The sequence below is a fragment of the Nocardioides sp. NPDC127503 genome, from assembly GCF_040302165.1.
GTDB lineage: Bacteria > Actinomycetota > Actinomycetes > Propionibacteriales > Nocardioidaceae > Nocardioides.
On record NZ_JBEORH010000008.1, the window covers coordinates 59,210 to 83,787 of the forward strand.

Below are 24,578 nucleotides of genomic sequence, written 5' to 3' on the forward strand. Positions count from 1 at the left end.
GAACCTGTCCCGCGTCACTGTCCCTGGACTGTCCGGCCGTTGTTCAGCCGGGCCAGCGCCTCCTCCGCCCTTGTGGCGACGGCGGTCTCGCCGGCGGCGAGGCCGAGCGCGCGGGCCTCGTCGTAGCGCTCCGCGGCCGCCTCTGTCTCGGAGACCTGCTCATGGCACCGGGCCAGCGCGAGCGTGGCCTTGGCCGTCATCGCGGGCGTCTCCAGCGTCTCGAAGCCCTGGATCGCGCTCGACAGCAGCGAGATGGCGCTCGACCAGTCCTGCTGACGCTCGGCGAGCCGGCCCCGTCCGTACGTCGCGAGGACCGACCCGGCTCGGTCACCGACGTGACGGGACGCCAGCTCCGCGCGACGGAAGGCGTCTCGGGCCGCCTCCTCGTCCCCCAGCTCGAGATGGGTGATGCCGAGGTCGGCGAGGGCCCACTGCACGTTGTTGTGGATGCCTGCGGACGCGGCGACGTCGATCGCCTGCTCGAGCGTCCTGGCCGACTCCCGCAGTCGTCCGAAGTCCCGCAGGCCGCAGCCGAGGTGGTACAGGACCGCGCTCTGACCCCACGGGTCGTCGAGGTGACCGAACTCGGCCGCGGTGGCCCGTCCGAGGCGTATCGCCGACGGCTCGTCCCTGGCCTTGAGCGCCGTCTCGAGCCGGACGAAGGCGGCGACGGCTAGACCCCATCGGTCCCCTCGCTCCCGGAACCAAACCTCGGCGTCGTCCAGGAGCGCGGCGGCCTCCGGGTCCCCTCCGTTGACCCCTTCGACGGCGAGCAGTACCCGCGAGATCGCGGCCCCGTCGGTGTCGCCATCCTCGATGAAGATCGCGAGGCTCTCGCGGGCCGCATCGGCGCAGCGCGGATGGGGGTGGACGACGCAGGCCCGGGGACGCTCGACCAGCGACACCGCCTGGAGGGCAGCCGCCCGCGCCGACGCCGATCCGCGGTCCTGCTCGAGGAGCCGACGCAGGATCCGGCGGCCCTCGAGATGGCGGCCCTGATGCCAGAAGAGGCCCAGATGACCGGCCAGCCGAAGCGCCGCGTCGATGTCGCCGGCCGGGCCTTCCAGCCAGGCGATGGCCGAGCGTACGTTGGCCTGCTCGTCGGCGACGAGGTGCCTCGCTCGGGCGTCACCCTGCCCGCGCAGGGCGTGCGCCGACCGCTCGGCGACCTGGCCGAAGTAGTGCGCGTGCCGGGTGGCCAGGGCGTCGTTCCGGCCCGTCTGGGACAGCCGGTCGGCGGCGTACTCACGCAGCGTCTCGAGCATGCGATAGCGGGTGACCGGTCCGCGCTCGGCGACGATCAGGGACTGCTCGACCAGCCTGCCGACGGCGTGGATGATCTGGTTCGAGTCGGTCTCGTCGTCGGCGAGGATCTGCTCGGCGGCGGTCAGGGTCCAGCCGCCGTGGAACACCGCGAGCCCTTCGAAGACGCGCTTCTCGAGGTCGTCGAGCAGGTCGTAGCTCCAGTCCACGGTCGCGCGGAGCGTTCGCTGGCGGTCCTCGGCCGTCCGGGCTCCCGAGGTGAGAAGCGTGAACCGCTGGTCGAGCCGGTCGGCGAGGTCGCTAGGGGACAGCGTGGCCGCGCGGGCCGCGGCCAGTTCCAGCGCCAGCGGCATGCCGTCGAGTGCGCGGGCGATGCGGCCGAGCGGGGCGTACGCCTCTTGGTCGGTCTCGATCCCGGGCAGGACCGTCGCGATCCGGCGGATCAGCAGCTGTACGGAGGCGGTCGCGGCGATCGCCTCGGCGTCGTCGTCCTCGAGCGGTGTCGGGAGCGGTCCGACGAGGGTCTGGACCTCGCTCGGCAGGGCGAGCGGTTCGCGGCTGGTGGCGATGACGGTGAGCCGGGGGCAGTGCGTCAGGAGCTGCTCGACCAGGGTCGCGACGGGGTCGACGAGATGCTCGCAGTTGTCGATGACGAGGAGCAGGTGCTTGTCGGCGAGGAAGTCGGCCAGTCGTTCCTGGAGGTCGACCGCCGAGCCGTCCTGCGGCATCGCCACGGCTGCGGCGACGGCCGGCACGATGTGCTCCCGGCTGCGGATCGCGGCGAGGCGGACCAGGAAGGTGCCGTCCGGGAACCGGTCGGCGACACGCTGTGCGACCTGCAGGCCGAGGACGGTCTTCCCGGACCCGCCGGGGCCGACGAGGGTGGTGAGCCTGGACGTACCGACTCGCTCGCTCAGGGACGTGAGCAGCTCCTCGCGCCCGACGAGCGGCGTCAGGTCGGTCGGCAGGTTGGAGAGTCCGGCGCTGGGGCGGTGGGGCCCGGTCGCGGGGGTGGACAGGGTGACCTCGCCGGAGGAGCCGAGTGACGGGTCCTGTCGGAGCACCCGCTCGTGGAGCGAGCGGAGGGAGGCCGACGGTTCCAGCCCGAGGTCGGCATCCAGGGTCGTCCGGGTGCGGGTGAAGACCTCGAGCGCGTCGGCCTGCCGGCCGGCTCGATAGAGCGCGACCATCAGCAGGCCGGCCATGGCCTCATGGGTCGGGTCGGTACGCAGCAGCGGCTCGAGGTCGGTGACGACCTCCGCGTGCCGGCCCAGCGACAGCGCGATCTGAGCACGCTCGGCGTACGCCGTCCGGCGGAGGTCCTCCAGCCGTACGGACTCGGGCACCGCCCAGGGCTCGGTGGCGAAGTCGGCGAGCGCGTCGCCGCGCCAGAGCCCAAGCGCCGCGTCGTAGGCATCGAGATCGTCGTCGGTCGGGCTCCCGGCGCCAGCGACCGACGCGCGGACGCGGCGGATCCGGCGCTCGAAGTCCTCGGCGTCGATCGTGACCGGATCGACCGCTGCCCGGTAGCCACCGCCGTCGCGCTGCACCAGGTCGAGACCGGCGTTCTTGAACACCCGCCGCAGCTTGGACACGCGGAGCTGGAGGGCGTTCAACGGATCGGCCGGCAGCGACGAGTCGGCCCAGAGCCGGTCGATCAGCGCCGAGGCGGGCACGATCCGGCCGCGCGCCAGGAGCAGCACCGCGAGCAGGGCCCGCTCCGCAGACCCGGGGACCTTGACGATGTCGCCGTCGATCGTGGACTCGAAGGGGCCGAGCAGCCCGAACCGGATGTCACGCGAGGTCGGGGTCGGCAGCACATCGAGATCGTAGTCAGACCGGGCGCAGGCGCCGATCGGATATCTGTCCGGGTGCCGACAATGCCGGGACAGTCCGCGGACAGATTCGCCGAGCAACCTCTGGCATGTCATCGAGAGTCATCGAGATTCGAGCCAGGAGTGATCACATGAACGCCATTGCCAAGGTCGGTGCGTTCGCCGGAGCCGTCGTTGCCCTCGGCGGCCTGGGTTCCGCCGTGGGTGCCTCCGTCGGCCCCATCGGCGAGCCGGAGCGCCCGACCCACCAGAAGCACGAGGCCGGCAACAGCGGCCACGGCCGCCAAGGCGGCCACGCCGGACACGGCGCGAAGAAGGCGCCCGAGGCCACCGGGCTCAACGTCAGCCAGGCGGGCTACACGCTCGACCTCGTCGAGGACCGTCCCCAGCGCTCGGCATCCGCCACACTGCGGTTCCGGATCCTCGGCAGCGACCACGAGCCCGTCACCCGGTTCGAGACCGCCCACGGCAAGCTGCTCCACCTGATCGTCGTACGCCGCGACCTGGCCACCTACGAGCACCTGCACCCGGTGATGGCCGACGACGGCACCTGGTCGGTCACCGCCGACCTGGCCGCGGCCGGGACCTACCGCGTCTTCGCCGACTTCCGGCCGGCGGCCGAGGCCGAGGGCCTGACGCTCGGTCAGGACCTCTTCGTCGGCGGCCCCTACGAGCCCCAGCCGCTGCCGGCGGCTGCGGCCACCAGCACGGTCAGCCCGTACGCGGTGAATCTGGACGGTCATCTGGTGGCCGGGCAGACCTCGCGCCTCACCCTGACCGTGACCCGCGACGGCGAACCGGTCACCGACCTCGAGCCCTACCTCGAGGCGTACGGGCACCTGGTCGCGCTCCGCGACGGCGACCTCGCCTACCTCCACGTCCACCCCGAAGGGGCGCCCGACGACGGGCGCACGGACCCCGGCCCGGAGATCACCTTCTCCGCCGAGGTGCCCTCGGCCGGGACGTACCGGCTGTTCCTCGACTTCAAGCACGCCGGCGAGGTGTGTACCGCGGCCTTCACCGCCGTCGCCGACGCCCACTGACCGGCCCACTGACTCCCTGCTTCAGCAGGGTCCATCACAGAGAAAGGAAAGCACCATGTGCAGCACCACCTACACCGTTTCCGGGATGACTTGCGGCCACTGCGTCAGCTCCGTGACGGAGGAGGTCGCCCAGATCGCGGGCGTCTCCTCGGTCGACGTCGACCTGGCCACCGGCCAGGTGACCGTCGCCTCCGCGAACGAGCTCGACCGCGTGCAGGTTCAGCGCGCGGTCGAGGAGGCCGGCTACCAGCTGGCCGGCTGAGCCACCCGCGTCGGCTCCCCGTCACCCGGGGAGCCGGCGCGCACCACGATCCACGCCACCCGAAGGACACCAGTGATGACCGTCTCCGGAACCTCTGCACCCACGACCGACTTCGAGCTCGAGATCGACGGCATGACCTGCGCATCGTGCGCGAACCGCATCGAGCGCAAGCTCAACAAGCTCGACGGTGTCGCCGCCACCGTCAACTACGCGACCGAGAAGGCGAAGATCTCCGTCGCCGCGGAGAGCACAGACATCGACGCGAGCGTGCTGATCGCGACCGTCGAGAGCGCCGGGTACGGCGCCAAGGAGCCCCGCCACGAGTCGGCTCCGTCGAGTGGATCCGCCGACGCCGACGCCACGGACCCGGTCGCCCTCCTCAAGCAGCGGCTGCTGGTCTCGGCCCTGCTCACCGTCCCGGTGGTGGTCCTGGCGATGGTGCCGGCCCTGCAGTTCGAGAGCTGGCAGTGGCTCTCGCTCACGCTCGCCGCGCCGGTCGTCGTCTGGGGCGCGGCGCCGTTCCACCGCGCCGCCTGGACGAATGCGCGCCACGGCGCCGCGACCATGGACACGCTGGTCTCGATCGGCACCCTGGCAGCCTTCGGCTGGTCCCTGTACGCCCTCTTCCTCGGCACCGCCGGCGAGCCCGGCATGACCCACGCGTTCAGCTTCGCCATCGAGCGCACCGATGGTCTCGGCAACATCTATCTCGAGGCGGCAGCCGGGGTCACGACGTTCATCCTCGCCGGCCGCTACTTCGAGGCCAGGTCGAAGCGGCGCGCCGGTGCCGCCCTGACCGCGCTCCTCGAGCTCGGCGCGAAGGAGGTCGCCGTCCTGCGGGACGACGTGGAGACCCGGATCCCGATCGGCGAGCTCGCCGTCGGCGACCTGTTCGTCGTACGTCCCGGGGAGAAGGTCGCCACCGACGGCATCGTCGAGGACGGGTCCTCCGCGATCGACGCGGCGATGCTGACCGGCGAGTCGGTGCCGGTCGAGGTCGGACCCGGTGACGGCGTCACCGGCGCCACCGTGAACGCCGGCGGGCGCATCGTCGTCCGGGCGACCCGGGTCGGCGCGGACACCCAGCTCGCCCAGATGGCGCGCCTGGTTGAGGAGGCGCAGACCGGGAAGGCGGCGGCTCAGCGGCTGGCCGACCGCATCTCGGGGGTCTTCGTACCCATCGTGATCGCCCTCTCGGCCATCACCCTCGGGTTCTGGCTCGGCGCCGGCGCGGGGACCGCCACCGCGTTCACCGCGGCGGTCGCGGTGCTGATCATCGCCTGCCCGTGCGCGCTCGGTCTGGCCACGCCCACAGCGCTGATGGTCGGTACCGGGCGCGGCGCCCAGCTGGGCATCCTGATCAAGGGACCAGAGGTGCTCGAGAGCACCCGCAGGATCGACACCATTGTGCTCGACAAGACCGGCACGGTCACCACAGGCAGCATGACCCTGACCGAGGTGATCGCCGTGCCCGGCGAGGACGCCGACGAGATCGCACGGCTGGCCGGCGCCCTCGAGTACGCCTCGGAGCACCCGATCGCCCGCGCGATCGCCGCCGGAGCCGAGGCCCGCGTCGGCACCCTGCCGGCGGCCGAGGACTTCGCCAACGTCCCGGGCCTGGGCGTCCAGGGCATCGTCGACGGTCACGCCGTCCTCGTGGGCCGGGTCCGCCTGCTCGAGGAGTGGAGCCAGTACCTGCCCGGCGACCTCGCCCTCGCGATGGCCGGGGCCGAGAGCGAGGGCCGCACCGCCGTCGCCGTCGGCTGGGACGGACAGGCGCGCGGGGTCCTGGTCGTCAACGACGTGGTCAAGCCGACCTCCGCCGCGGCGATCGCCGAGTTCCAGCGTCTCGGCCTGACCCCGGTCCTGCTCACCGGCGACAACGAGACGGTGGCCCGCTCGGTCGCCGCCGAGGTCGGCATCCCGGTCTCCGCGGACACCGTCATCGCCGAGGTGCTCCCCGAGGACAAGGTCGCGGTGGTCCGCCGGCTGCAGGAGGAGGGCCGCGTGGTCGCGATGGTCGGAGACGGCGTCAACGACGCGCCGGCGCTGGCCCAGGCCGACCTCGGCCTCTCCATGGGCACCGGCACCGACGTCGCCATCCAGGCCAGCGACCTGACCCTGGTCCGTGGCGACCTACGGGTCGCGGCTGACGCGATCCGGCTCTCGCGGCGGACGCTGGCGACCATCAAGGGCAACCTGTTCTGGGCGTTCGCCTACAACGTCGCGGCCATCCCGCTGGCCGTCGCCGGACTGCTCAACCCGATGCTCGCCGGTGCCGCGATGGCCTTCTCGTCGGTGTTCGTGGTGAGCAACAGCCTCCGGCTGCGCCGCTTCCGCTGATCCCAGCGCCGCCCCGCACGATCTCTTAGGCTCCTGAGCATGGACCATCGGGTGTTGCTGATCGTCGGGGCGGCGCTGGCGATCATGATCGCGGCGTCGGTCTTCGCACGGCGTACGGGAGTGGCGGCGCCGCTGCTGCTCGTGGGGCTCGGGATCGGGGCGAGCTATCTGCCGGGGGCGCCGGAGATCGAGATCGATCCGGAGCTGATCCTGGCCGGCGTACTGCCGCCGTTGCTCTACTCCTCCGCGGTCAACCTGCCGGTCATCGACTTCCGGCGGAACCTCCGGCTGATCAGCTGGCTCTCGGTCGTGATGGTGATCGTCTCGGCGCTGGTGATCGGGGCGGTCGTCCACTGGCTGTTCCCGGAGATCTCGTTCCCGCTCGCGGTCGCACTCGGCGCGGTCGTCAGTCCCACCGACGCGGTGGCGGCGACGGCGATCGGGCGCCGGGTCGGGCTGCCGCCGCGGGTGATGACGGTGCTGGAGGGCGAGAGCCTGGTCAACGACGCCTCCGCCCTCGTCGTCCTCCGGACGGCCGTCGCGGGGATCGCGGCGGCCAGCTCGTTCTCGCTGGGACGTACGGCTCTGGAGTTCGGCTGGGCGGTGCTGGGTGCGCTCGTGATCGGCGCCGTCGTCGGATGGCTCACCGTGCTGCTCCGCCAGCGCCTGGACGACCCGGTGCTCAACACGACAATCTCGTTCGCGGTGCCGTTCATCGCCTACTTCCCCGCCGAGGAGCTGGACGCGTCAGGAGTGCTCGCCGTCGTCGTCGCCGGGCTGGTCACCGGCGGGCTCGGCAGCCGCCGGTTCAGCGCCCGCGACCGGCAGACCCAGGCCACCACCTGGACGACGTTCAACTTCATCCTGGAGAGCGGCGTCTTCCTGGGGATGGGCTACCAGCTGCCCGGGCTCGTCGACGCCGCCCGCGGCGAGACCACGCTGGGCGAGATGGCCGGGCTGGTCCTGATCGTGGTCGGCCTGCTGGTCGCGCTCCGCTTCCTCGGGCTCGCCGGGCCCGCGCTCCGGGACCGGGAGGAGAGCAAGGAAGAGGTACGCACCCGCCTCGACCAGTTCGAGGAGAAGCTCGACTCGCTGACTCCCGCCGATGACCGGGAGGACGCCCGGATCACGTCGGCCCGGCGGCGGCTGGCCCGGGGCCGGGCAGACATCGACTTCGAGGAGCGCGAGCCGATCACCAGGCGTGGCTTCCTGATCATCGGCTGGGCCGGGATGCGTGGCGTCGTCACGGTCGCCGCCGCCCACACCATCCCGGTCGGCACCTCCCATCGGGCGACCGTCGTGCTCGCCGCCTTCCTGGTCGCGCTCATCACGCTCGTGCTCTTCGGCCTCACGCTCCCGGCGGTCATCCGCAAGATGCGCTTCCCGGGTGAGTCGTCGGCGGACCGTCACGACGCGTTCCGGGCGCTGCTGCGCCAGGTCGGTGAGGATGCGATCGACAACCTCGGACCGCTGGAGTCGCAGACCATCGACGGGGAGCCGATCGACCCCCAGTTGGTGACGAAGCTCAAGGACCGCATCCTGCCGCGGGTGCTCGCCGGCGTACGAGACGTGCCCAGCATCAGGCCGGACGTGATGGAGCAGACGGTGATCCTGCAGCTGCGCTACCTGGACGCGATGCGCGACGCGCTCGCCGCCGAGCGCAGCATCGGTGCCTACGGCTCCCACACCTACCGGAAGGTCGAGGCGATCCTCGACGACATGGAGAAGCGGCTCGACGCGAACTGAGACCGCGGATGGGCGCCGGACGGTTACCTTGGCGCCTGCTGGCCCGTCATCACCATGACGGAGCTCGCGCGAGGAAGGTAACGACATGACCGGATCAGGGCCACACGAAGCGACGGCGGAGGCTTTCGAGCAGCAGCGCGAGCGCCTGGTGGCGGTCGCCTACCGGATGCTCGGGTCCAGGGCGGACGCCGAGGATGCGGTGCAGGAGGCGTGGATCCGACTGGCGCGGCAGGACGATGCCTCGATCGACAACCTGGCCGGCTGGCTGACCACCGTGGTGGGGCGGGTCTGCATCGACGTGCTCCGCTCGCGCAAGACCCGGCCGGAGCTGTCGTACGAGGACCGGCTGCCGGAGCTCGTGGTGGCCGTCGATGGCGGGGCGGCGCCCGAGGACGACGCGATGCTCGCCGAGTCGGTCGGGCTGGCACTGCTCGTGGTGCTCGACTCCCTCACGCCCACCGAGCGGCTGGCGTTCGTCCTGCACGACATGTTCGCGGTGCCCTTCGCCGAGATCGGCGAGATCATCGGCCGATCCACCGACGCCACCAAGATGCTCGCCAGCCGGGCCCGCCGGAAGGTCCAGGGCACACCCCAGCCGCAGGAGGAGCCGCGGCGCCAGCGCGCTGTGGTCGACGCCTTTCTGGCCGCGGCACGGAACGGGGACTTCGAAGGGCTCGTCACCCTGCTCGATCCGAACGTGACCTGGCGGACGTACCACCCGAAGGGCGTGCTGACCACGGTCGGCGCGGCCGAGGTGGCCGAACCGGTGATTCGCGGCGCCCGCTCGATGACCTCGGCGCTCCCGGTCCGCGTCAACGGCGAGCCCGGGTTCGTGGCCTGGGGCGCCAACGGCAAGGTGCTCGGCCTGGTGGCGTGCACCGTGGTCGAGGGCCGGATCGTCGAGCTGGTGACCGTCAGCGATCGCAAACGCCTCGACGCCATGGATCTACCCCCGCGGCCCGAGTAGGGCGTCCGTCGCCCCGGGTTTGTTACCTCTTGGAGAACGCCTTCGTCGTAGTGGTGCAAGCATCCGAAGACGAAGGAGATTCAAGATGGAAAGCCGGATCAACCCGATGGGCAACGAGGTCGGGGCCGCGTGGGCGAAGCACATCATCTCGTCGAACAAGATCATCGCCGGCTCGACACTGCCGAAGGCCGTGCAGGAGCTGGTGAAGATCCGTGCCAGCCAGATCAACGGCTGTGGCGGCTGCCTCGACATGCACATCAAGGACGCCGCGGCCGCCGGTGAGAGCGCGCTGCGGATCAACCTGGTCGGGGCATGGCGGGAGACGACCGTCTACACCGAAGCGGAGCGGGCGGCGCTGGAGCTCACCGATCAGGGCACTCGCCTCGCCGACTCCAGCGGTGTCACCGATGAGGCGTGGGCGAACGCGGCGAAGCACTTCGACGAAGACCAGCTGATGGCCCTGGTCGGCCTGATCTGCCTGATCAACGCCTTCAACCGCCTCAACGTGATCACCCGGACTCCCGGCGGCGAGTACCAGCCCGGGCAGTACGCCTGACACCCAATTCGCCTCAGGCTCGCGGCGGACCCGGTCCTGGGTCCGCCGCGGCCACCGACCTCATCGATTCTGCCCAGGAGAAGACTCATGAACATCGCACTGTGGATCGTCGCCGGCCCGATGGCCGCCATCTACCTGCTCTCCGGTTTCGGGAAGCTGTTCGTCCCCAGGGAGAGGATGGCCACGATGGGCGACGCCTCGCGCTGGGTCCTCGACTTCCGGCCCGGCACCCTCAAGGCCATCGGAGCACTCGAGATCCTCGGCGCCGTCGGCCTGATCCTGCCCGCCCTGCTCGACATCGCGCCGATCCTGGTGCCGCTGGCGGCAAGCGGCCTGACGCTGATCATGGTCGGTGCCGTGATCCTGCGGATCCGCCGTGGCGAGACGAAGGCCGCGCTGGTGGACGCGACCTACCTCGCCTTGATCGCTTTCGTGGCGATCGGGCGCTTCGCATGGGTTCCCTTCACCGGCTGATCAGACCGGCTCCCGGAGGGTCAGACCGTCTCGAAGCCGGCCATCATCGCCATGTCCTCGTGCTCCAGGTTGTGGCAGTGGATGAGGAACCTGCCGGCGTACCGCTCGAACTTCACCCTGACCCGGACGGCCTCGTAGGGGCGTACGTCGACAGTGTCCTTCCAGCCGAGGTCCATCGGGCCTGGTCCGTGGTTGCCGCGCCGCAGGACCTGGAAGGGCGAGAGGTGCACGTGGACCGGGTGGTGCGCGTCGGTGAAGAACTCCCAGATCTCGGTGGACTCGAGCGGCACCTTGGCCTGCGGGACCGCCGGGTCGAACGGCTTGCCGTTGATCCCCCAACCCCTGCGGCCGTGCACGTCCGCACGACGGAAGTGCCACCTGCGGACGACGGCTCCCTCGGGCTTCTCGGGCTCGGGTACGTCGGCCAGCCTCGCTGGGATCCGGACGTCGTCGGCCGCGCGCCGGGCAATGCGGAACCGCATCACCTGAGCGGTCCGGCCGGTGCCGAGACGGTTGCGCATCTCGACCGTCGTCCCGGGGGCGAGCGAGCGGAAGTCGACGACGACGTCGAACCTCTCGCCGGAGGCCATCGTGATCTCGCCGTGCTCGGCCGGGGCGGCGAGCAGCCCGCCGTCGGAGCCGATCTGGGTGAACTTCACCGGCTGCCCGTCGGAGCTGCGAAGGCTCAGTGCGTAGCGGCGCGCGTTGGAGGCGTTGAGCAGCCGCAGCCGATACTGCGCCGCCTCGACCTCCGCCTCCGGCCAGGGGGCGCCGTTGACCAGGATGACGTCGCCGAGCACGCCGGCCATGTAGCGGTCCTCGACCCCGGGCTCGCCGAGAAGCTCCGGGTCGAGCGCCGGATAGCGCAGCGCGCCGTCCTCGTCGAAGGCCCGGTCGGCGATCATCAGCGGCATCTCCCGCTCGCCCCGTGGCAGCGAGAGCGCGTCCTCCTCGTCGTCGCGGATGATGTGGAAGCCGGCCAGCCCACGCCACACCTGCGGGGCGGTGAAGTCCATCCGATGGTCGTGGTACCAGAGCGTCGTCGCCGGCTGCTCGAGCGGATAGCGGTAGTCCCGTTTTCCTGTCGTGACCAGCGCCTTCGGGTCGGCCATGGCCTCGTGACCGCCGCCGTGACCGGCATGGTGGCCGGGATGCGCCTCGAAGCCCGGCGGCACCAGCAGATCCGTCGGCCAGCCGTCGCTCTTCGCCGGGGTGTGCCCGCCATGGAGATGCGTCGCGGTGGGCAGCGTGAGGGAGTTGGTGTGGCGTACGGTCACCGCCTCGCCCCGGCGGGTCTCCAGCGTTGGCCCGGGAAAGACCCCGTCGTACGTCATCATCTCGGTCCGCAGCCCGGGCAGGATCTCCACCGACGCGGTGCGCTGGGCGATCTCGATCAGGTCGCCCGAAGGGCGCTTGACCGGCGGCAACGGCAACGGAACTTCGTACGCCTTCGGCAGCCGTGCCGCGCTGCGCAGGATCCGTCCGGTCTGCTCTGGGGCCTCGCCGCACGCGGCCAGTGATCCGGCGACTGGCGCGGCAAGTCCGGCGCCCAGAAGGGTGCGTCGCCCGATCTTCATCGCTGGACCTCCCGCGGGCTGCCGGCGCCGCGGCGCAGGGCGGCGATGGCCACGGCTACCGCGATGCCGACGGTGAGGACACCGAGCGGAACGTGCAGCTGGAGGACCCGGGTGTAGCCGAGGATCGCCTGGACGTGGATGAGGAAGAAGAGCGCGACCGACCAGATGAGGAACCACCAGCGCCCCCGCATCGCGACGACGGCGCCCGCGGCGATCGGCAGCAGCAGGCCGAGGCCCTGCAGCGCTACCGCGCCGGCGGAGTGGAGGCCGAGCGCCTCGAAGGTGCCGGCGAAGTAGGAGCCGATGAAGATCGGCTGCCCGATCGCGAAGAGCGCGGTCGCCACCGCGACGGCTCGGAAGCAGAAGAGGCTGACGCGTGGTCGGCGCTCGCGTATCTGTGTGGTCACACCTCGACAATAGGTAGCCAAGGTACCTATGACATCGGGCGTTCCCCTGACCGCCGGCGGATCCTCGTCGGGGTCAGCCCTGGTGGGTGAAGACCTCGTCGCGGGCCGTGTCGAGCCCGATCTGGAGGGCGCCGCGGAGCACCGGGTCGCCGGAGATCTCGGTGGGGACGACGGTCGGGACGTTGGGGCCGAGGGCGGCGATCGCCTTCTGTACGCGTGCGGCCAGGACCGATCCGCCGGCGCGCCCGACCTCGCCCGCGAGCACGCACAGCTCGGGATCGAGCACCACGCAGATCCCCGCCAGGCCGAGGGCGAGCCTCCTGGCCAGCTCCTCCAGGAACGGCTCGGCGTCGGGGTTGCCGTCGGCGGCGGCGCGTACGCAGTCCACGCCGCTGCCGCTCAGCCCGAACGCGCGGGAGAGGGTGTCCATGGCCTCGACGCTGACCAACGACTGGAAGGCCGCGTGCTGTGGGCTGTCGGTGCCGTGTGGCGTGGAGGCGCCGGGGACCGCCAGATAGCCGATCTCGCCGGCACCGCCGCCCGCGCCGCGGTGGAGGCGGCCGTCGACGATCACCGCGAGGCCGAGGCCACGGTCGATCCAGGCGAGCACCGAGTCCTTGACGCCGTGGGAGGCTCCGGCGGACTGCTCGGCGAGCCCGGCCAGGTTGACGTCGTTCTCGATCAGTATCGGCCGCTGGAAGGTGCGGCGGAGGTCCGCGAGGACGCCCGCGCGCCAGTCCGGCAGGTCGTTGGCGAAGCGGATGTCACCGGTGCGCGGGTCGATCATGCCCGGCGTACCGATCGAGAGGCAGCGGAGCTGCGACATCGTGATGCCGGCGCTCCGGGTGGCGTCGGCGACGGTGGCCCGCACCGCCTCGACCGGGTCGGAGGCCTCGTGGGGGTCGAGCGCGCCGGTGGCCAGCTCGGTGCCGGTGATGTCGGCGACCGACGCGGTGATCTGGTCGGGGCCGATGTGGAGGGCCGCGACATAGCCTGCCGACGGGACCACGCCGTAGAGCGCCGCGTTGGGGCCGCGACCGCCCTGTTGCACACCGACGACCTCGACCAGGCCACGCTCGCCCAAGCGCGTCAGCAGCTGACCCGCGGTCACCTTCGAGAGGCCGACGAGCTCGCCGAGCCGGGTCTTCGTCACCGGCCCGTTCGAGAGCATCAGGTCGAGCGCCGCGCGGTCGTTGGTGTCGCGGATCAGGTGTGTCTTGGGTGGTCTCGACATCGGCGGCGCTCCTTTCACGGGTAGGGGTGGCGTACGGAACGCCAACCTAACAATTGCAGGGCCCGAGCCGGTGTTTGTCCACGCAGGGTCTAGACGGTAACTGTAAAGGAACCTTACAGTAGGGCTTCGATCGCCATCCTTCTCAACCCCCATCAAGGAGTTTGGAATGCGTACTACCACGAAGATCGCCGTTCTCGGCGGGATCTTGCTGGCGCCCGTCCTGGCCCTGTTGCCGACGAGCCCCGCAAGTGCGCACGGCTACATCTCGAACCCCCCGAGCAGGCAGGCCCAGTGTGCTGCCGGCACCGTCGAGTGCGGGGACATCAAGTACGAACCGCAGAGTGTCGAGGGCCCGAAGGGCCTGACCAGCTGCTCCGGCGGCAACTCGAGGTTCGCCGAGCTCGACGACGACTCGAAGAACTGGCAGGCCACACCGGTCGGCCGGTCCCAGACGTTCACCTGGTCACTGAGCGCCCGACACAGCACCAGCACCTGGCAGTACTTCATCGGCGGCACCAAGATCGCCGAGTTCGACGACGGTGGCGCGCAGCCGCCGGCCACCGTCGAGCACCAGGTCGACTTCGGGTCGTTCACCGGCCGGCAGAAGGTCCTCGCGGTCTGGAACGTCGCCGACACGACCAACGCCTTCTACGCCTGCATCGACGTGAACATCGGCGGCACCGCCACCGACCCGGAGTCCCCGGCGCCGGAGGCCGGTGAGTTCCCGGTCAGCGAGGAGCAGTTCAACCAACTCTTCCCCAACCGCAACCCCTTCTACACGTACGCAGGCCTTGTCGAGGCGCTCAGCGCCTACCCGGAGTTCACCAATGCTGGGGACGAGGCGGTGCAGAAGCGGGAGGCCGCGGCGTTCATCGCCAACGTCGCCCACGAGACCGGTGACCTGCTCTACGTCGTCGAGCAGAACGAGGCCAACTACCCGCACTACTGCGATCCCAACCAGTCCTACGGCTGTCCCGCGGGCAACGACCAGTACTACGGCCGCGGTCCGGTCCAGCTGAGCTGGAACTTCAACTACAAGGCCGCCGGGGACGCGCTCGGGATCGACCTGCTCAACAACCCCAACCTGGTCGCCACCGATCCGGCGGTCGCCTGGAAGACCGGGCTCTGGTACTGGAACACCCAGAACGGCCCGGGCACCATGACCCCGCACGCGGCAATGGTCAACGGTGCCGGCTTCGGCGAGACCATCCGGTCCATCAACGGCGCCATCGAGTGCAACGGCGGCAACCCGGCCCAGGTGCAGAGCCGCGTCGACAACTACACCGAGATCACCTCGCTGCTCGGGGTGGACCCGGGCGGGAACCTCTACTGCTGAGGACATCCCGCACAGAAACCGGCGGTGTACGCAGCCCCACCTGCGTACGCCGCCGTGTTTCCGTTTTGTGACAAGCGCCCAACGAGGTTCTGCCTCCGTGCCGGTGTCGGTCGCCCGGCCGCGCCCCTACCTTCGAGTAGCAACCGGAACCCCGGACAGCCCGGGGCCGGACGGACAAAGGAGCATGCTCGGTGCTCAGATCACTCTCTCTCCGAATCGCCGCGGTCGCCGCGGCTGTCACTCTCCCCCTCTTCGGCCTGGTCGCGCCGGCCGATGCGGAGAGCCCCTACGAGCGCGGACCGGACCCGACGTCGGCCAGCGTCCTGGACAACGGCACGTTCTCCCTCTCCACCGCCTCGGTCTCCTCACTGGTGACCGGCTTCGGCGGCGGGACGATCTACTACCCCACCTCCACCACTGCGGGGACGTACGGCGGTGTCGTGCTCGCCCCTGGCTACACGGCCTCCTCGTCGTCCTACTCCGCCGTCGCGCGCCGGGTGGCCTCGCACGGGTTCGTGGTCTTCGCGATCGACACGAACTCCCGCTACGACCAGCCCGACAGCCGCGGCTCGCAGATCCTGGCAGCGGTCTCCTACCTGAAGAACAACGCCTCCTCAACGGTCGCCTCGCGCCTGGACGAGTCCCGGATCGCGGTCTCCGGCCACTCCATGGGCGGCGGCGGCACGCTCGCGGCGGCAAACCAGGACTCCTCGATCAAGGCCGCGGTCGCGCTGCAGCCCTGGCACACCGACAAGACCTGGCCCGGCATCCAGATCCCGACCATGATCATCGGCGCGGAGAACGACAGCGTCGCGCCGGTCAGCTCGCACTCCATCCCGTTCTACACCTCGGCCACCGGGGCTCGGGAGAAGGCGTACGGCGAGATCAACAACGGCGACCACTTCATCGCCAACACCGACGACGACTGGCAAGGACGCCTGTTCGTCACCTGGCTGAAGAGGTACGTCGACGACGACACCCGCTACTCGCAGTTCCTCTGCCCGGCGCCGTCCTCGATCAACCTGTCCGACTTCCGCAACACCTGCCCGGACTGATCCTTCGGTCCTGACGTACGAAATCGAACCGGCCACCTCGGGGGGAGGTGGCCGGTTCTTCTACCCCCACGTTGGAAGATGGGGGCATGACCGGAAACAGTGGAAACGGCGGAACCAGCACAGGCATCCGCGTCGCGTCCGTCGACGACATCCCGGAGGGTGAGGGGATCGCCATCTCCTCCGACATCACCGGCACCGAGGACGACATCGCCATCCTGCGCGACGACGACGGCACCTGCTGGGCCCTCAACGACACCTGCACCCACGAGACCGCCTCGCTGGCCGAGGGCTGGGTCGAGGACGGCGACGTCGAATGCCCCCTGCACTCCTCGCGGTTCAACCTCAAGACCGGCAAGGTCGACGGGCTCCCGGCCACCCGCGACACCGTCCCGCACCGCGTCGAGGTGCGCGACGGTGAGGTGTATCTGTTCCCCGGCGAGAGGCCGTGACGGTCTCCTCGGTCCTCGTCGTCGGTGGCGGGATCGCCGGCGTCTCCACGGCCGCGGAGCTGCGAAAGCAGGGGTACGTCGGTGAGCTCACCCTCCTCACCGTCGACCCGTTCCCGTACGACCGTCCGCCGCTGTCCAAGGAGTATCTGGCAGGCGCGAAGGACCTGGGCTCGATCGCGCTGCAGGCTGCCGGGTGGTACGCCGAGCAGCGGATCGACCTGGTCGCGCCCGCGTTGGTGGAGTCGCTGGACCCCGCGGCCGGCACAGTGGTGCTGATGGGCGGTCGACAGCTGTCCGCCGACCGGATCGTCCTGGCGACGGGCGGGAACTCGCGGTGGCCCGACTTCGAACGCGTCGTCGGGGAGCGGCTTGATTTTCCGCCAGCCGGTGAGGGAATCCCGATCTCGACCACCGGAATCCACACGTTGCGAAGTGCCGAGGACGCCGATGCGCTGCAGCACGTGCTGCTCGCGCGCGCCCGGCTGCTGGTGGTCGGTGCCGGCCTGATCGGGGCCGAGGTCGCCTCGACCGCTCGGAAGCTCGGCTGCGAGGTCGTGCTCGTGGATCCCGCTGACCCGCCGATCGCGGTGGCAGTCGGCACCCGGGTCGCTGCATGGCTTCACTCCCTGCACGCGGTCCACGGCGTGGAGACGGTGACCGCCACGGTCGAGAAGCTCGAGTCGACAAGAGTCGGAGTCGTGGCACACATCGCAGGCGAGGTGGAGCCACGTACGTTCGATGCCGTCCTTCTGGCCGTGGGCATGGGGCCGGACACCGCCCTGGCGAAGGCAGCTGGCCTGGAGGTCGACAACGGCGTCCTCGTCGACGACCATCAGGTCACCTCGCACCCGAACGTCCTCGCCGTCGGTGACTGCGCCCGGCGCCGCGGCCGTCGCCGTGCGGAGCACTGGGAGGCGGCGCTGCACGACGGTCAACGGGCAGCGACGACGATCCTCGGTGTCGACGCCGGCGCGGAGACCGCGCCGTGGTTCTGGACCGACCGCTACGACCTGCATGTCGAGGTCGTCGGTGAGATGCATGACCCAGATTCAGAGCACGAGAACGTCGTACGCGGCGCCCTCGGCGAGCCGCCCTTCTCGGTGTTCACTCTCCGCGGCGAGCGCGTCATCGGCGCGGTCGCTGTCGACGACCCCAACGCCGTGCGCGCGGCGCGCCGGATGATCGACCGAGGGGTCGACGTACGCGCCTCCGACCTCGCCGATCCCCAGACCGACCTCCGAAAGCTCTTGCGGGGATCCAGGTAGCGAGCGCAGGGCGCGCCAAATTCCCCCCATGGCGGGAAAATGGCGACTGCCCTGCGACAACACACCCGCACAATCCCGCCATGGCGGGAAAATGCCCCAGCCCGCGCGCCACCCGCAAAAGCGAAGAACGGCGCCCCGCGAGCAACTCGCGGGACGCCGTCCTAAGGGAAAGATCAGACGGTCAGCTGAGCCGGCTTCGACTGGTTGGCGACTCGGTTCTCGGAGTCGATGAACCAGGCGAGCTGCTCGACGCGGGTGATGATCGCGTGCAGCAGGTCAGCGGTGGTCGGGTCCTCGGAGTCGATGTCGTCGTGGATGTCACGAGCGGTCTTCGAGGTGGCGTAGAGCGCGGCGGCAGCGAGGTCGGCGGCGGTCGCGGTGTCGACCTCGGTCGCCGGGAGCGGCGCGAGGGTGGTGTCCTCGGAGACGGTGCCGGTGCGGCCGTCGGGGAGGATGTAGAGCGCACGCATGCGCTCGGCGACCTCGTCGGTGAAGTCGCGGGCAGCGTCGACGACCTCGTCGAGGACGAGGTGCATGTCGCGGAAGTTCTTGCCCACGACGTTCCAGTGCAGCTGCTTGCCCTGCAGGCTGAGCTCGGTCAGATCGACGAGCAGACGCTGCATCTGGGTCGCGAACGCCGGGCTCGGGATGAACGCGGGGTGCGAGGTGTGGGTGGCGCTGCTCGTGTCGGTCTTCGTAGCCATGTTCGGTGGGTCCCCCAGATTGAAGTGTTGGTCTTTCGTGGTGACACCAACTGTGCCACCTTTTCTTGAACCATTCCAGAAAGGTTAGTCTTCCCTAAGTCATCGCGGATGGCTCTCGGCACGCCGTAGAGTCGGGTCGTGCCGCCAGCCGGAGACGACCCAGCCCCTCTCGTCGCGCGGGTTCGCCGCCCGGAGGTCTTCGAGACCAGCCGGCTGAGCGAGGACGCGCAGGTCGAGGCCTGGGAACGCCACAACGCCAGCGCCCTGGTCGCTCTCTCCTGCCGGCCCATCGACGGACACGCGTTCGACGCGCAGGAGGTCAACCTGCAGCTCGACGAGATCCATCTGGCGCGCGTTCGAGCCACTCGCCACGTCGTCGAGCGGCCGGCCAGTCTCGTGAAGGAGATCCCCGCCCGGTCGATCGCCGTCTACGCCAGCCTCCGCGGCGAGGCGATCCTGGAGTACGCCGGCCGCCGCAAGCTCATCCGGCCCGGGCAGCTGATCGTGTGCGACGTCGACGCGCCGTTCCTGCGCGGCTTCGGGCACGGGCTCGAGGAGCTTGCCGTCAAGGTCCCGGTGGACGCCTTCGCGGCCCGCACCGGGATGGCGTCGATGCCGTCGCCGCTCGTCCTCGACGCCGGCCGCGACCAGGACCCGCACGGCCGAGCGCTCGTGCAGATGGTCGGCCGCGCCCTCCGGCCCCACGACCCGGTCCCGGCCGACGAGGGTGCCGTGCTCGACCTGATCTCGGTGATCGCCACCGCCGGGAAGGTCTCGCTGGCCACGGCCCATCGGGCGGCGGCGAAGGCGTTCATCGAGGACCATCTCGCCGACCCCGGCCTCTCCGCCACCACCGTCGCCGCGGGCGCCGGCATCTCCGAGCGGCACCTGTCCCGGCTCTTCGCCGACGCCGGCACCAGCGTCCCGCGCCACATCCTCGGCCGCCGCCTCGAGCTCGCCTACGCGATGCTCGCCACCGGCTCGGACCCGGCCATCCGCACCGTCGACGTCGCCGAGAAGTGCGGTTTCACCTCGGCCTCGTACTTCTCCCAGGCCTTCCGCAAGCGCTTCGGCGTCGCCGCCGGAGACGTACGCCGCGCCGCCCGCGCTTGAGCCTCCGCTCACTTCTCGGCGCGAAAGGGTGACAAGTCCACCAAAAGTCCGATAGGTCTTCCATGCGATTTTCCGCCAACCGGACCTTGCTTCCCACCAGTAGGGGCGGCGGCGGACGACACTCTCGAACACCCCACACTCTCTAAGGAGACGTACGTGCGCAACGGACTCACCACTGGACGCGGCCTGAGCATGGCCGCCGCCGGTGTCGCAGCGATGGCGCTGACCTTGACCGCCTGCGGGTCAGGCGGCATCGACGACGAAGGCGGTGGCGGCGAGGACACGCTCACCATCGGGTTCGTCTCGACCGAGACGGGCTCTTCGGCGCCGTTCGGCGAGGCGAACAGCTTCGTCGTCGACGAGCTGGAGACCTACTTCAAGGACAACCCGGTCAAGGCCGGCGACAAGGAGCTCGACGTCGAGATCGTGGTGCGCGACGCGCAGAGCGACACGACGAAGGCCGGGGCGGTGGCCGGCGACCTGATCAACAAGGACGGCGCCGACATCATCGTCGCCTCCTCGACGCCCGACATCGTCAATCCGGTCTCGGAGCAGTGCGAGGCCAACTCGATCCCGTGCATCACCACGGTCGCCCCATGGCAGCCGTTCGCGATCCGCAGCGGCGACAAGCCCGCCGAGCTGAAGTACAGCTACCACTTCTTCTGGGGTCTCGAGGACGTCTCGACCGTCTACGCCGACATCTGGGGCAAGGTTCCGAACAACAAGAAGGCCGGCGGCCTGTTCCCGAAGGACCCCGACGGCGAGGCCTGGGGCGCCAACTTCCCGGCGCTGACCGAGGCGTCGGGCGTCAAGATCGACAACCCGGGCAACTACCCCAACGGCACCAAGGACTTCTCCGCCCAGATCAGCGCCTACAAGGGTCACGACGTCCTGGTCGGCGTCCCGATCCCGCCGGACTTCACCACGTTCTGGCAGCAGGCGAAGCAGCAGGGCTACAACCCGAAGGTCGCGACCATCGGCAAGGCGCTGCTGTTCCCCAGCAGCGTCGAGGCGCTGGGCCCGATCGCCCACAACCTCTCCACCGAGGTGTGGTGGACCCCGACCGCTCCCTACAAGTCCTCGCTGACGGGCCAGTCCGCGCAGGAGCTGGCGGATGCGTACGAGGAGAAGACCGGCAAGCAGTGGACCCAGCCGCTGGGCTTCGCGCACGCGCTCTTCGAGGTCGCGACCGCGGCGGTGACCGAGGCCGGCTCGACCGACGCCGGCGCGATCACCAAGGCGCTGGCCGGGCTCGAGGTCTCCACGGTCGTCGGTGACGTCGCCTGGGGCAAGGACGCGAACGTCCCGCCGTACGTCGCCAAGACCTCCCTCGCGGGCGGTCAGTGGCGCCAGGTCGAGGGCGGGGAGCACCCGTTCGAGCTGGTCGTCGTGCAGAACTCGCTGGCTCCCGACGTACCTCTCGGGGGCGAGCCCGAGGCGCTCAAGTGACCTTGCTTCACGTTGACGACCTGGCCAAGTCCTTTGGCCAGGTCGTCACGGCCCGCTCGGTCTCCTTCCATGTCGCCGCCGGCGAGGCGCTCGGCATCGTCGGGCCCAACGGCGCCGGCAAGTCCACGCTGCTCAACCTGGTGACCGGCACCCTCCCGGCCGACGCGGGCACCATCCGCTTCGACGACACCGACGTCACCCGGATGCCGGCCGCCCGGCGTACGGCCCTGGGGATCGGGCGTACGTTCCAGGTCCCCCGCCCCTTCGAGGGGCTCACCGTCTTCGAGAACGTGCTGGTCGGGTCCACCTTCGGCGCGGGCACGCGCCGGAAGGAGGCCAACGCGCTGGCCTGGGAGGCGCTGGAGACCGCCGACCTGACCCACCTGGCCAACACCCGCGCCGGCTCGCTGCGGCTCCTCGACCGCAAACGGCTCGAGCTCGCCCGCGCACTGGCCACCCAGCCGCGGCTGCTGCTCCTCGACGAGATCGCCGGCGGCCTCACCGAGCACGAGCTGCCCGCGCTGATCGAGACCATCTCCGCGATCCGTGACGGCGGCACCGGGGTCGTCTGGATCGAGCACATCGTGCACGCGTTGTTGCAGGTCGTGGACCGGTTGATGTGCCTGGCTCAGGGCGACGTCGTCGCCACCGGCGACCCACGCGAGGTGATGGCCTCGGACACGGTCGCCGCCGTCTATCTCGGCTCCCCCGACCTGGAAAGCGACGCCCCGTGACCACTTTGCTCGAGGTCGACGCGATCGACGTCGCCTACGGCGACTTCCGCGCCCTGCACGGCATCACGCTCCGGGTCGCCGAGGGTGAGACGCTGGCCGTGATCGGCGCCAACGGCGCCGGCAAGTCGACGCTGCTGAAGACGATCGCCGGCCTGCTCCGCCCGAGCGCCGGCCAGATCCGCTTCGACGGCCACAACGTCTCCCACACCCCCGCCCACCGGCGGGTCCGCGAGGGCATCGCGCTCACGCCGGAAGGACGCCGGATCTTCGCCTCCCTCACCGTCGAGGAGAACCTCAAGGTCGGCGCGCACGGACGCCGACCCGGCCCGTGGAACCTCCAGACCGTGTACGACGCGTTCCCGCTGCTCGCGGAGAAGCGAACGCGCCGCGGAGCCCACCTCTCCGGTGGCGAGCAGCAGGCGACCGCCATCGGCAGGGCGCTGATGTCCAACCCGAAGCTGATCCTGCTCGACGAGGTCTCGCTCGGCCTCGCGCCCGTCGTGATCGCCGACATCTACAAGGCGCTCCCCACGATCGCCGCGAAGGGAACGACCGTGCTCGTGGTCGAGCAGGACCTCACCCAGGCGCTCACCGTCGCCGATCGGGTCCAGTGCCTGCTCGAGGGGCGCACCGTCCTCGAGGGCGCGGCGGCCGACGTCACCCGGGAGCAGGTGCAGGCGGCGTACTTCGGCGTCGGCGAGCAGGAGGTCGGCTGATGGACTGGATCAACGCGGTCCTCCAGGGAGTCCTGCTCGGCGGGCAGTACGCACTCCTCGCCTGCGGTCTGAGCCTCATCTTCGGGGTGATGCGGATCGTCAACCTCGCCCACGGCGTCCTCGCGGTCGCCTCGGCCTACCTCGCCTACTGGCTCGTCCAGCAGACCGGGATGCCGGCGTTCCTCACCATCGTCATCGTGATCCCGGTGCTCGCCGCGGTCGGCTACGCCATCCAGCGCGGTCTCTTCAACCCGGCGCTGCGCCACGGCGAGCTGTCGCCGCTGCTGGTCTCGTTCGGCCTGGCCGTCATCGGCGCCAACCTGCTCCAAGAGATCTTCACCGCCGACTCCCGCAAGATCTCGATCGGCACTCTGTCGACCGCGTCCGTCGAGCTCGGCGGCCTGCGGCTCGGTGTCTTCTCGCTGATCACGCTCGTGGTGGCGGTCGGCGTCATCGTCGGCCTGCAGCTCTACCTCTCCCACACCCGCATCGGCCGCGCCATGCGCGCGACCAAGGACGACCCCGAGGCGGCCACGCTCATGGGGATCGACGAGAGGCACATGTACGCCCTGGCCACCGCGATCGCGATCGGCACCGTCGCCCTGGCCGGTGTCTTCCTCGGCATGTCGACGCAGTTCAGCCCGACGTACGGGGATCTGGTCCTGATCTTCGCCTTCGAGGCGGTCATCATCGGTGGCCTCGGCTCGCTGTGGGGCACACTCCTCGGCGGCCTCGTGCTCGGCGTCGCGCAGACCGTCGGCGCCCAGATCGACCCGGCCTACGGCGTTCTCGCCGGTCACCTGGTCTTCCTGGTCGTACTCCTGTTCCGGCCCCAGGGCCTGCTCCCGAAGGCAGTCGTCGCATGAGCACTCTCGCCACCCAGGACCTCGCCAGAAATGACCTGAAGGTCGTACGCGGCGGCTGGCCCTCGCTCGCAGGTGGCGGCGTCCTAGCCGCGATCGTGGTGTTCCTGGCTGCGGCGCCGTGGTTCGTGTTCAGCCCGGGCGACGTGACCAACCTGGTCACCCTCTTCGCGCTGATCATCCTCGGCACGACCTGGAACCTGATGGCCGGCTACGGCGGGCTCGTCTCGATCGGTCAGCAGGCGTACATCGGTGCCGGCGGCTACGGCGTGATCAAGCTCGCCGACGTCATCGGGCTGCCGATCCCGGTGGCCGTCGTAGCGGCCGGCGTGGTCTGCGCCGCCCTGGCCATCCCCACCTCGTTCCTGCTGTTCCGGCTGGTCGGAGGCTACTTCGCGATCGGCACCTGGGTGGTGGCCGAGGTCTTCAAGCTGGTCACCCAGGAGCTTCCGGGCTTCGGTGGCGGCTCCGGCCTCTCGCTCACCGCCTTCCAGGGCGTCGACCGAATCACGCGGATCGCGACCGTCTACTACCTGGCGCTCGCGCTGGCTGTGCTCGTCGTGCTCGCGACGTACGCCCTGATGCGCTCGCGCGTCGGGCTCGGCCTGACCGCGATCCGTGACGACTCGGTGGCGGCGGCATCGCTCGGCGTCGCGGTGCGGCGCTCGCAGCGCGTGGTCTACGTCGCCGCCTCCGGTGGCGCCGGCCTGGCGGGCGCGCTGATCGCGGTCAACGGGCTGCGGGTCTCGTCGGACTCGATGTTCTCGGTTCAGTACACCGCCTTCATGATCTTCATCGTGGTCATCGGCGGGTTGGGGACGATCGAGGGTCCGATCCTGGGCGCGGTGATCTTCTTCGCGCTCCAGCAGCTCCTGGACTCCTACGGCACCTGGTATCTCGTCGCGCTCGGCGTGGTCGCGATCGCCGTCGTACTGCTGGCTCCGCGTGGGTTGTGGGGCCTGATGGCGCGTGGTCGCTATGAGGTCTTCCCGGTCGGTCACACGGTCCTCAGCCGATAGTCGGGGATCAAACGGGTCGCTCTACTCGCAAGTAACCGACCGATTCATCCCCGACTATCCACCGCTCTCCAGAGTTATCCACAGGGTTGTGCACAGGCGGGGGATTGTTGTGGATCGCAGGATGCCGGCTGCTGAGCCATCGGTGGGCGGCCTGAACTACCTGAGGGC

General features: G+C 70.3%; 22 protein-coding genes. 17 read left to right on the forward strand and 5 right to left on the reverse strand.

The genetic code is table 11. The annotated features are described in order from the left end of the window. Nucleotides 1–14: 14 nt before the first annotated feature. The gene (locus ABTW65_RS18525; RefSeq protein ID WP_350662693.1) at nucleotides 15–3,083 is read right to left on the reverse strand and encodes an AfsR/SARP family transcriptional regulator; all 3,069 of its coding nucleotides are present in this window, start codon (nucleotides 3,081–3,083) and stop codon (nucleotides 15–17) included. Nucleotides 3,084–3,229: 146 nt separating this feature from the next. Here ABTW65_RS18525 and ABTW65_RS18530 point away from each other — a divergent pair, with 146 nt between their 5' ends. The 7 genes from ABTW65_RS18530 (at nucleotide 3,230) to ABTW65_RS18560 (ending at nucleotide 10,489) form a co-directional block, all read left to right on the forward strand. Next, complete coding sequence (locus tag ABTW65_RS18530; RefSeq protein WP_350662695.1) at nucleotides 3,230–4,141, forward strand: DUF8832 domain-containing protein; 912 nt, start codon at nucleotides 3,230–3,232, stop codon at nucleotides 4,139–4,141. A gap of 55 nt (nucleotides 4,142–4,196) precedes the next feature. Continuing rightward, the gene (locus ABTW65_RS18535; RefSeq protein ID WP_350662697.1) at nucleotides 4,197–4,403 is read left to right on the forward strand and encodes a heavy-metal-associated domain-containing protein; all 207 of its coding nucleotides are present in this window, start codon (nucleotides 4,197–4,199) and stop codon (nucleotides 4,401–4,403) included. Between the two features lie 75 nt (nucleotides 4,404–4,478). Beyond that, nucleotides 4,479–6,746, forward strand: a complete 2,268-nt coding sequence (locus ABTW65_RS18540; protein ID WP_350662699.1) for a heavy metal translocating P-type ATPase — start codon at nucleotides 4,479–4,481, stop codon at nucleotides 6,744–6,746. Nucleotides 6,747–6,785: 39 nt separating this feature from the next. Continuing rightward, a complete protein-coding gene (locus ABTW65_RS18545) occupies nucleotides 6,786–8,492 on the forward strand; it encodes a cation:proton antiporter (protein ID WP_350662701.1) in 1,707 nt (568 codons plus the stop codon). Between the two features lie 85 nt (nucleotides 8,493–8,577). Next, nucleotides 8,578–9,459 (forward strand): sigma-70 family RNA polymerase sigma factor, encoded by an 882-nt coding sequence (locus tag ABTW65_RS18550; RefSeq protein WP_350662704.1) that lies wholly within the window; start codon nucleotides 8,578–8,580, stop codon nucleotides 9,457–9,459. An 85-nt stretch (nucleotides 9,460–9,544) separates the two neighbouring features. Continuing rightward, on the forward strand, nucleotides 9,545–10,015 hold the full coding sequence (locus ABTW65_RS18555; RefSeq protein ID WP_350662706.1) for a carboxymuconolactone decarboxylase family protein: 471 nt from the start codon (nucleotides 9,545–9,547) through the stop codon (nucleotides 10,013–10,015). A gap of 87 nt (nucleotides 10,016–10,102) precedes the next feature. Next, nucleotides 10,103–10,489, forward strand: a complete 387-nt coding sequence (locus tag ABTW65_RS18560; RefSeq protein ID WP_350662708.1) for a DoxX family protein — start codon at nucleotides 10,103–10,105, stop codon at nucleotides 10,487–10,489. A 20-nt stretch (nucleotides 10,490–10,509) separates the two neighbouring features. On the opposite strand, the gene ABTW65_RS18565 is transcribed toward ABTW65_RS18560, so the two are convergent. The 3 genes from ABTW65_RS18565 to ABTW65_RS18575 all read right to left on the reverse strand — a co-directional run bounded on the left by ABTW65_RS18565 (nucleotide 10,510) and on the right by ABTW65_RS18575 (nucleotide 13,707). Beyond that, entirely contained in the window at nucleotides 10,510–12,066 is a 1,557-nt protein-coding gene (locus ABTW65_RS18565) for a multicopper oxidase family protein (RefSeq protein ID WP_350662710.1), read from the reverse strand. Continuing rightward, nucleotides 12,063–12,473, reverse strand: coding sequence for a hypothetical protein (locus ABTW65_RS18570; RefSeq protein ID WP_350662712.1), 411 nt, complete (start codon nucleotides 12,471–12,473; stop codon nucleotides 12,063–12,065). Before ABTW65_RS18570 ends, ABTW65_RS18565 begins: the two co-directional genes overlap by 4 nt. 73 nt (nucleotides 12,474–12,546) lie before the next feature. Beyond that, nucleotides 12,547–13,707 carry an ROK family transcriptional regulator gene (locus ABTW65_RS18575; protein WP_350662714.1) on the reverse strand — a complete coding sequence of 387 codons (1,161 nt, stop codon included), beginning with the start codon at nucleotides 13,705–13,707 and terminating at the stop codon, nucleotides 12,547–12,549. 166 nt (nucleotides 13,708–13,873) lie between these two features. Between ABTW65_RS18575 and ABTW65_RS18580 the strand changes: the two genes are divergently transcribed. From ABTW65_RS18580 to ABTW65_RS18595, 4 genes are all read left to right on the forward strand, one after another. After that, nucleotides 13,874–15,043: a glycoside hydrolase family 19 protein gene (locus ABTW65_RS18580; RefSeq protein ID WP_350662717.1), complete on the forward strand. Its 1,170-nt coding sequence runs from the start codon at nucleotides 13,874–13,876 to the stop codon at nucleotides 15,041–15,043. A gap of 191 nt (nucleotides 15,044–15,234) precedes the next feature. Then, nucleotides 15,235–16,098 (forward strand): alpha/beta hydrolase family protein, encoded by an 864-nt coding sequence (locus ABTW65_RS18585; protein WP_350662719.1) that lies wholly within the window; start codon nucleotides 15,235–15,237, stop codon nucleotides 16,096–16,098. 86 nt (nucleotides 16,099–16,184) lie between these two features. Continuing rightward, nucleotides 16,185–16,547, forward strand: coding sequence for a non-heme iron oxygenase ferredoxin subunit (locus ABTW65_RS18590; protein WP_350662721.1), 363 nt, complete (start codon nucleotides 16,185–16,187; stop codon nucleotides 16,545–16,547). Beyond that, nucleotides 16,544–17,812, forward strand: a complete 1,269-nt coding sequence (locus ABTW65_RS18595) for an NAD(P)/FAD-dependent oxidoreductase (RefSeq protein WP_350662723.1) — start codon at nucleotides 16,544–16,546, stop codon at nucleotides 17,810–17,812. Before ABTW65_RS18590 ends, ABTW65_RS18595 begins: the two co-directional genes overlap by 4 nt. Before the next feature lie 173 nt (nucleotides 17,813–17,985). On the opposite strand, the gene ABTW65_RS18600 is transcribed toward ABTW65_RS18595, so the two are convergent. Next, nucleotides 17,986–18,516 (reverse strand): Dps family protein, encoded by a 531-nt coding sequence (locus ABTW65_RS18600; protein ID WP_350662725.1) that lies wholly within the window; start codon nucleotides 18,514–18,516, stop codon nucleotides 17,986–17,988. Between the two features lie 138 nt (nucleotides 18,517–18,654). Here ABTW65_RS18600 and ABTW65_RS18605 point away from each other — a divergent pair, with 138 nt between their 5' ends. The 6 genes from ABTW65_RS18605 to ABTW65_RS18630 all read left to right on the forward strand — a co-directional run bounded on the left by ABTW65_RS18605 (nucleotide 18,655) and on the right by ABTW65_RS18630 (nucleotide 24,410). Continuing rightward, entirely contained in the window at nucleotides 18,655–19,629 is a 975-nt protein-coding gene (locus ABTW65_RS18605) for a helix-turn-helix domain-containing protein (RefSeq protein WP_350662727.1), read from the forward strand. Nucleotides 19,630–19,785: 156 nt separating this feature from the next. Then, nucleotides 19,786–21,078 (forward strand): ABC transporter substrate-binding protein, encoded by a 1,293-nt coding sequence (locus tag ABTW65_RS18610; protein WP_350662729.1) that lies wholly within the window; start codon nucleotides 19,786–19,788, stop codon nucleotides 21,076–21,078. Continuing rightward, entirely contained in the window at nucleotides 21,075–21,812 is a 738-nt protein-coding gene (locus ABTW65_RS18615; RefSeq protein ID WP_350662731.1) for an ABC transporter ATP-binding protein, read from the forward strand. The genes ABTW65_RS18610 and ABTW65_RS18615 overlap by 4 nt, the downstream gene beginning before the upstream one ends. Continuing rightward, nucleotides 21,809–22,528, forward strand: a complete 720-nt coding sequence (locus ABTW65_RS18620) for an ABC transporter ATP-binding protein (protein ID WP_350662733.1) — start codon at nucleotides 21,809–21,811, stop codon at nucleotides 22,526–22,528. The genes ABTW65_RS18615 and ABTW65_RS18620 overlap by 4 nt, the downstream gene beginning before the upstream one ends. After that, nucleotides 22,528–23,394 (forward strand): branched-chain amino acid ABC transporter permease, encoded by an 867-nt coding sequence (locus tag ABTW65_RS18625; RefSeq protein ID WP_350662735.1) that lies wholly within the window; start codon nucleotides 22,528–22,530, stop codon nucleotides 23,392–23,394. The genes ABTW65_RS18620 and ABTW65_RS18625 overlap by 1 nt, the downstream gene beginning before the upstream one ends. After that, nucleotides 23,391–24,410: a branched-chain amino acid ABC transporter permease gene (locus ABTW65_RS18630; protein WP_350662737.1), complete on the forward strand. Its 1,020-nt coding sequence runs from the start codon at nucleotides 23,391–23,393 to the stop codon at nucleotides 24,408–24,410. Before ABTW65_RS18625 ends, ABTW65_RS18630 begins: the two co-directional genes overlap by 4 nt. The last annotated feature ends 168 nt before the right edge of the window (nucleotides 24,411–24,578 follow it).

Excerpts from the sequence above, each read along its gene's own strand:
- ABTW65_RS18530 (WP_350662695.1), top strand. The coding sequence starts at position 3,230 with ATGAACGCCATTGCCAAGGTCGGTGCGTTCGCCGGAGCCGTCGTTGCC.
- ABTW65_RS18535 (WP_350662697.1), top strand. The coding sequence starts at position 4,197 with ATGTGCAGCACCACCTACACCGTTTCCGGGATGACTTGCGGCCACTGC.
- ABTW65_RS18540 (WP_350662699.1), top strand. The coding sequence starts at position 4,479 with ATGACCGTCTCCGGAACCTCTGCACCCACGACCGACTTCGAGCTCGAG.
- ABTW65_RS18545 (WP_350662701.1), top strand. The coding sequence starts at position 6,786 with ATGGACCATCGGGTGTTGCTGATCGTCGGGGCGGCGCTGGCGATCATG.
- ABTW65_RS18550 (WP_350662704.1), top strand. The coding sequence starts at position 8,578 with ATGACCGGATCAGGGCCACACGAAGCGACGGCGGAGGCTTTCGAGCAG.
- ABTW65_RS18555 (WP_350662706.1), top strand. The coding sequence starts at position 9,545 with ATGGAAAGCCGGATCAACCCGATGGGCAACGAGGTCGGGGCCGCGTGG.
- ABTW65_RS18560 (WP_350662708.1), top strand. The coding sequence starts at position 10,103 with ATGAACATCGCACTGTGGATCGTCGCCGGCCCGATGGCCGCCATCTAC.
- ABTW65_RS18565 (WP_350662710.1), bottom strand. The coding sequence starts at position 12,066 with ATGAAGATCGGGCGACGCACCCTTCTGGGCGCCGGACTTGCCGCGCCA.
- ABTW65_RS18575 (WP_350662714.1), bottom strand. The coding sequence starts at position 13,707 with ATGTCGAGACCACCCAAGACACACCTGATCCGCGACACCAACGACCGC.
- ABTW65_RS18580 (WP_350662717.1), top strand. The coding sequence starts at position 13,874 with ATGCGTACTACCACGAAGATCGCCGTTCTCGGCGGGATCTTGCTGGCG.
- ABTW65_RS18590 (WP_350662721.1), top strand. The coding sequence starts at position 16,185 with ATGACCGGAAACAGTGGAAACGGCGGAACCAGCACAGGCATCCGCGTC.
- ABTW65_RS18600 (WP_350662725.1), bottom strand. The coding sequence starts at position 18,516 with ATGGCTACGAAGACCGACACGAGCAGCGCCACCCACACCTCGCACCCC.
- ABTW65_RS18625 (WP_350662735.1), top strand. The coding sequence starts at position 22,528 with ATGGACTGGATCAACGCGGTCCTCCAGGGAGTCCTGCTCGGCGGGCAG.
- ABTW65_RS18630 (WP_350662737.1), top strand. The coding sequence starts at position 23,391 with ATGAGCACTCTCGCCACCCAGGACCTCGCCAGAAATGACCTGAAGGTC.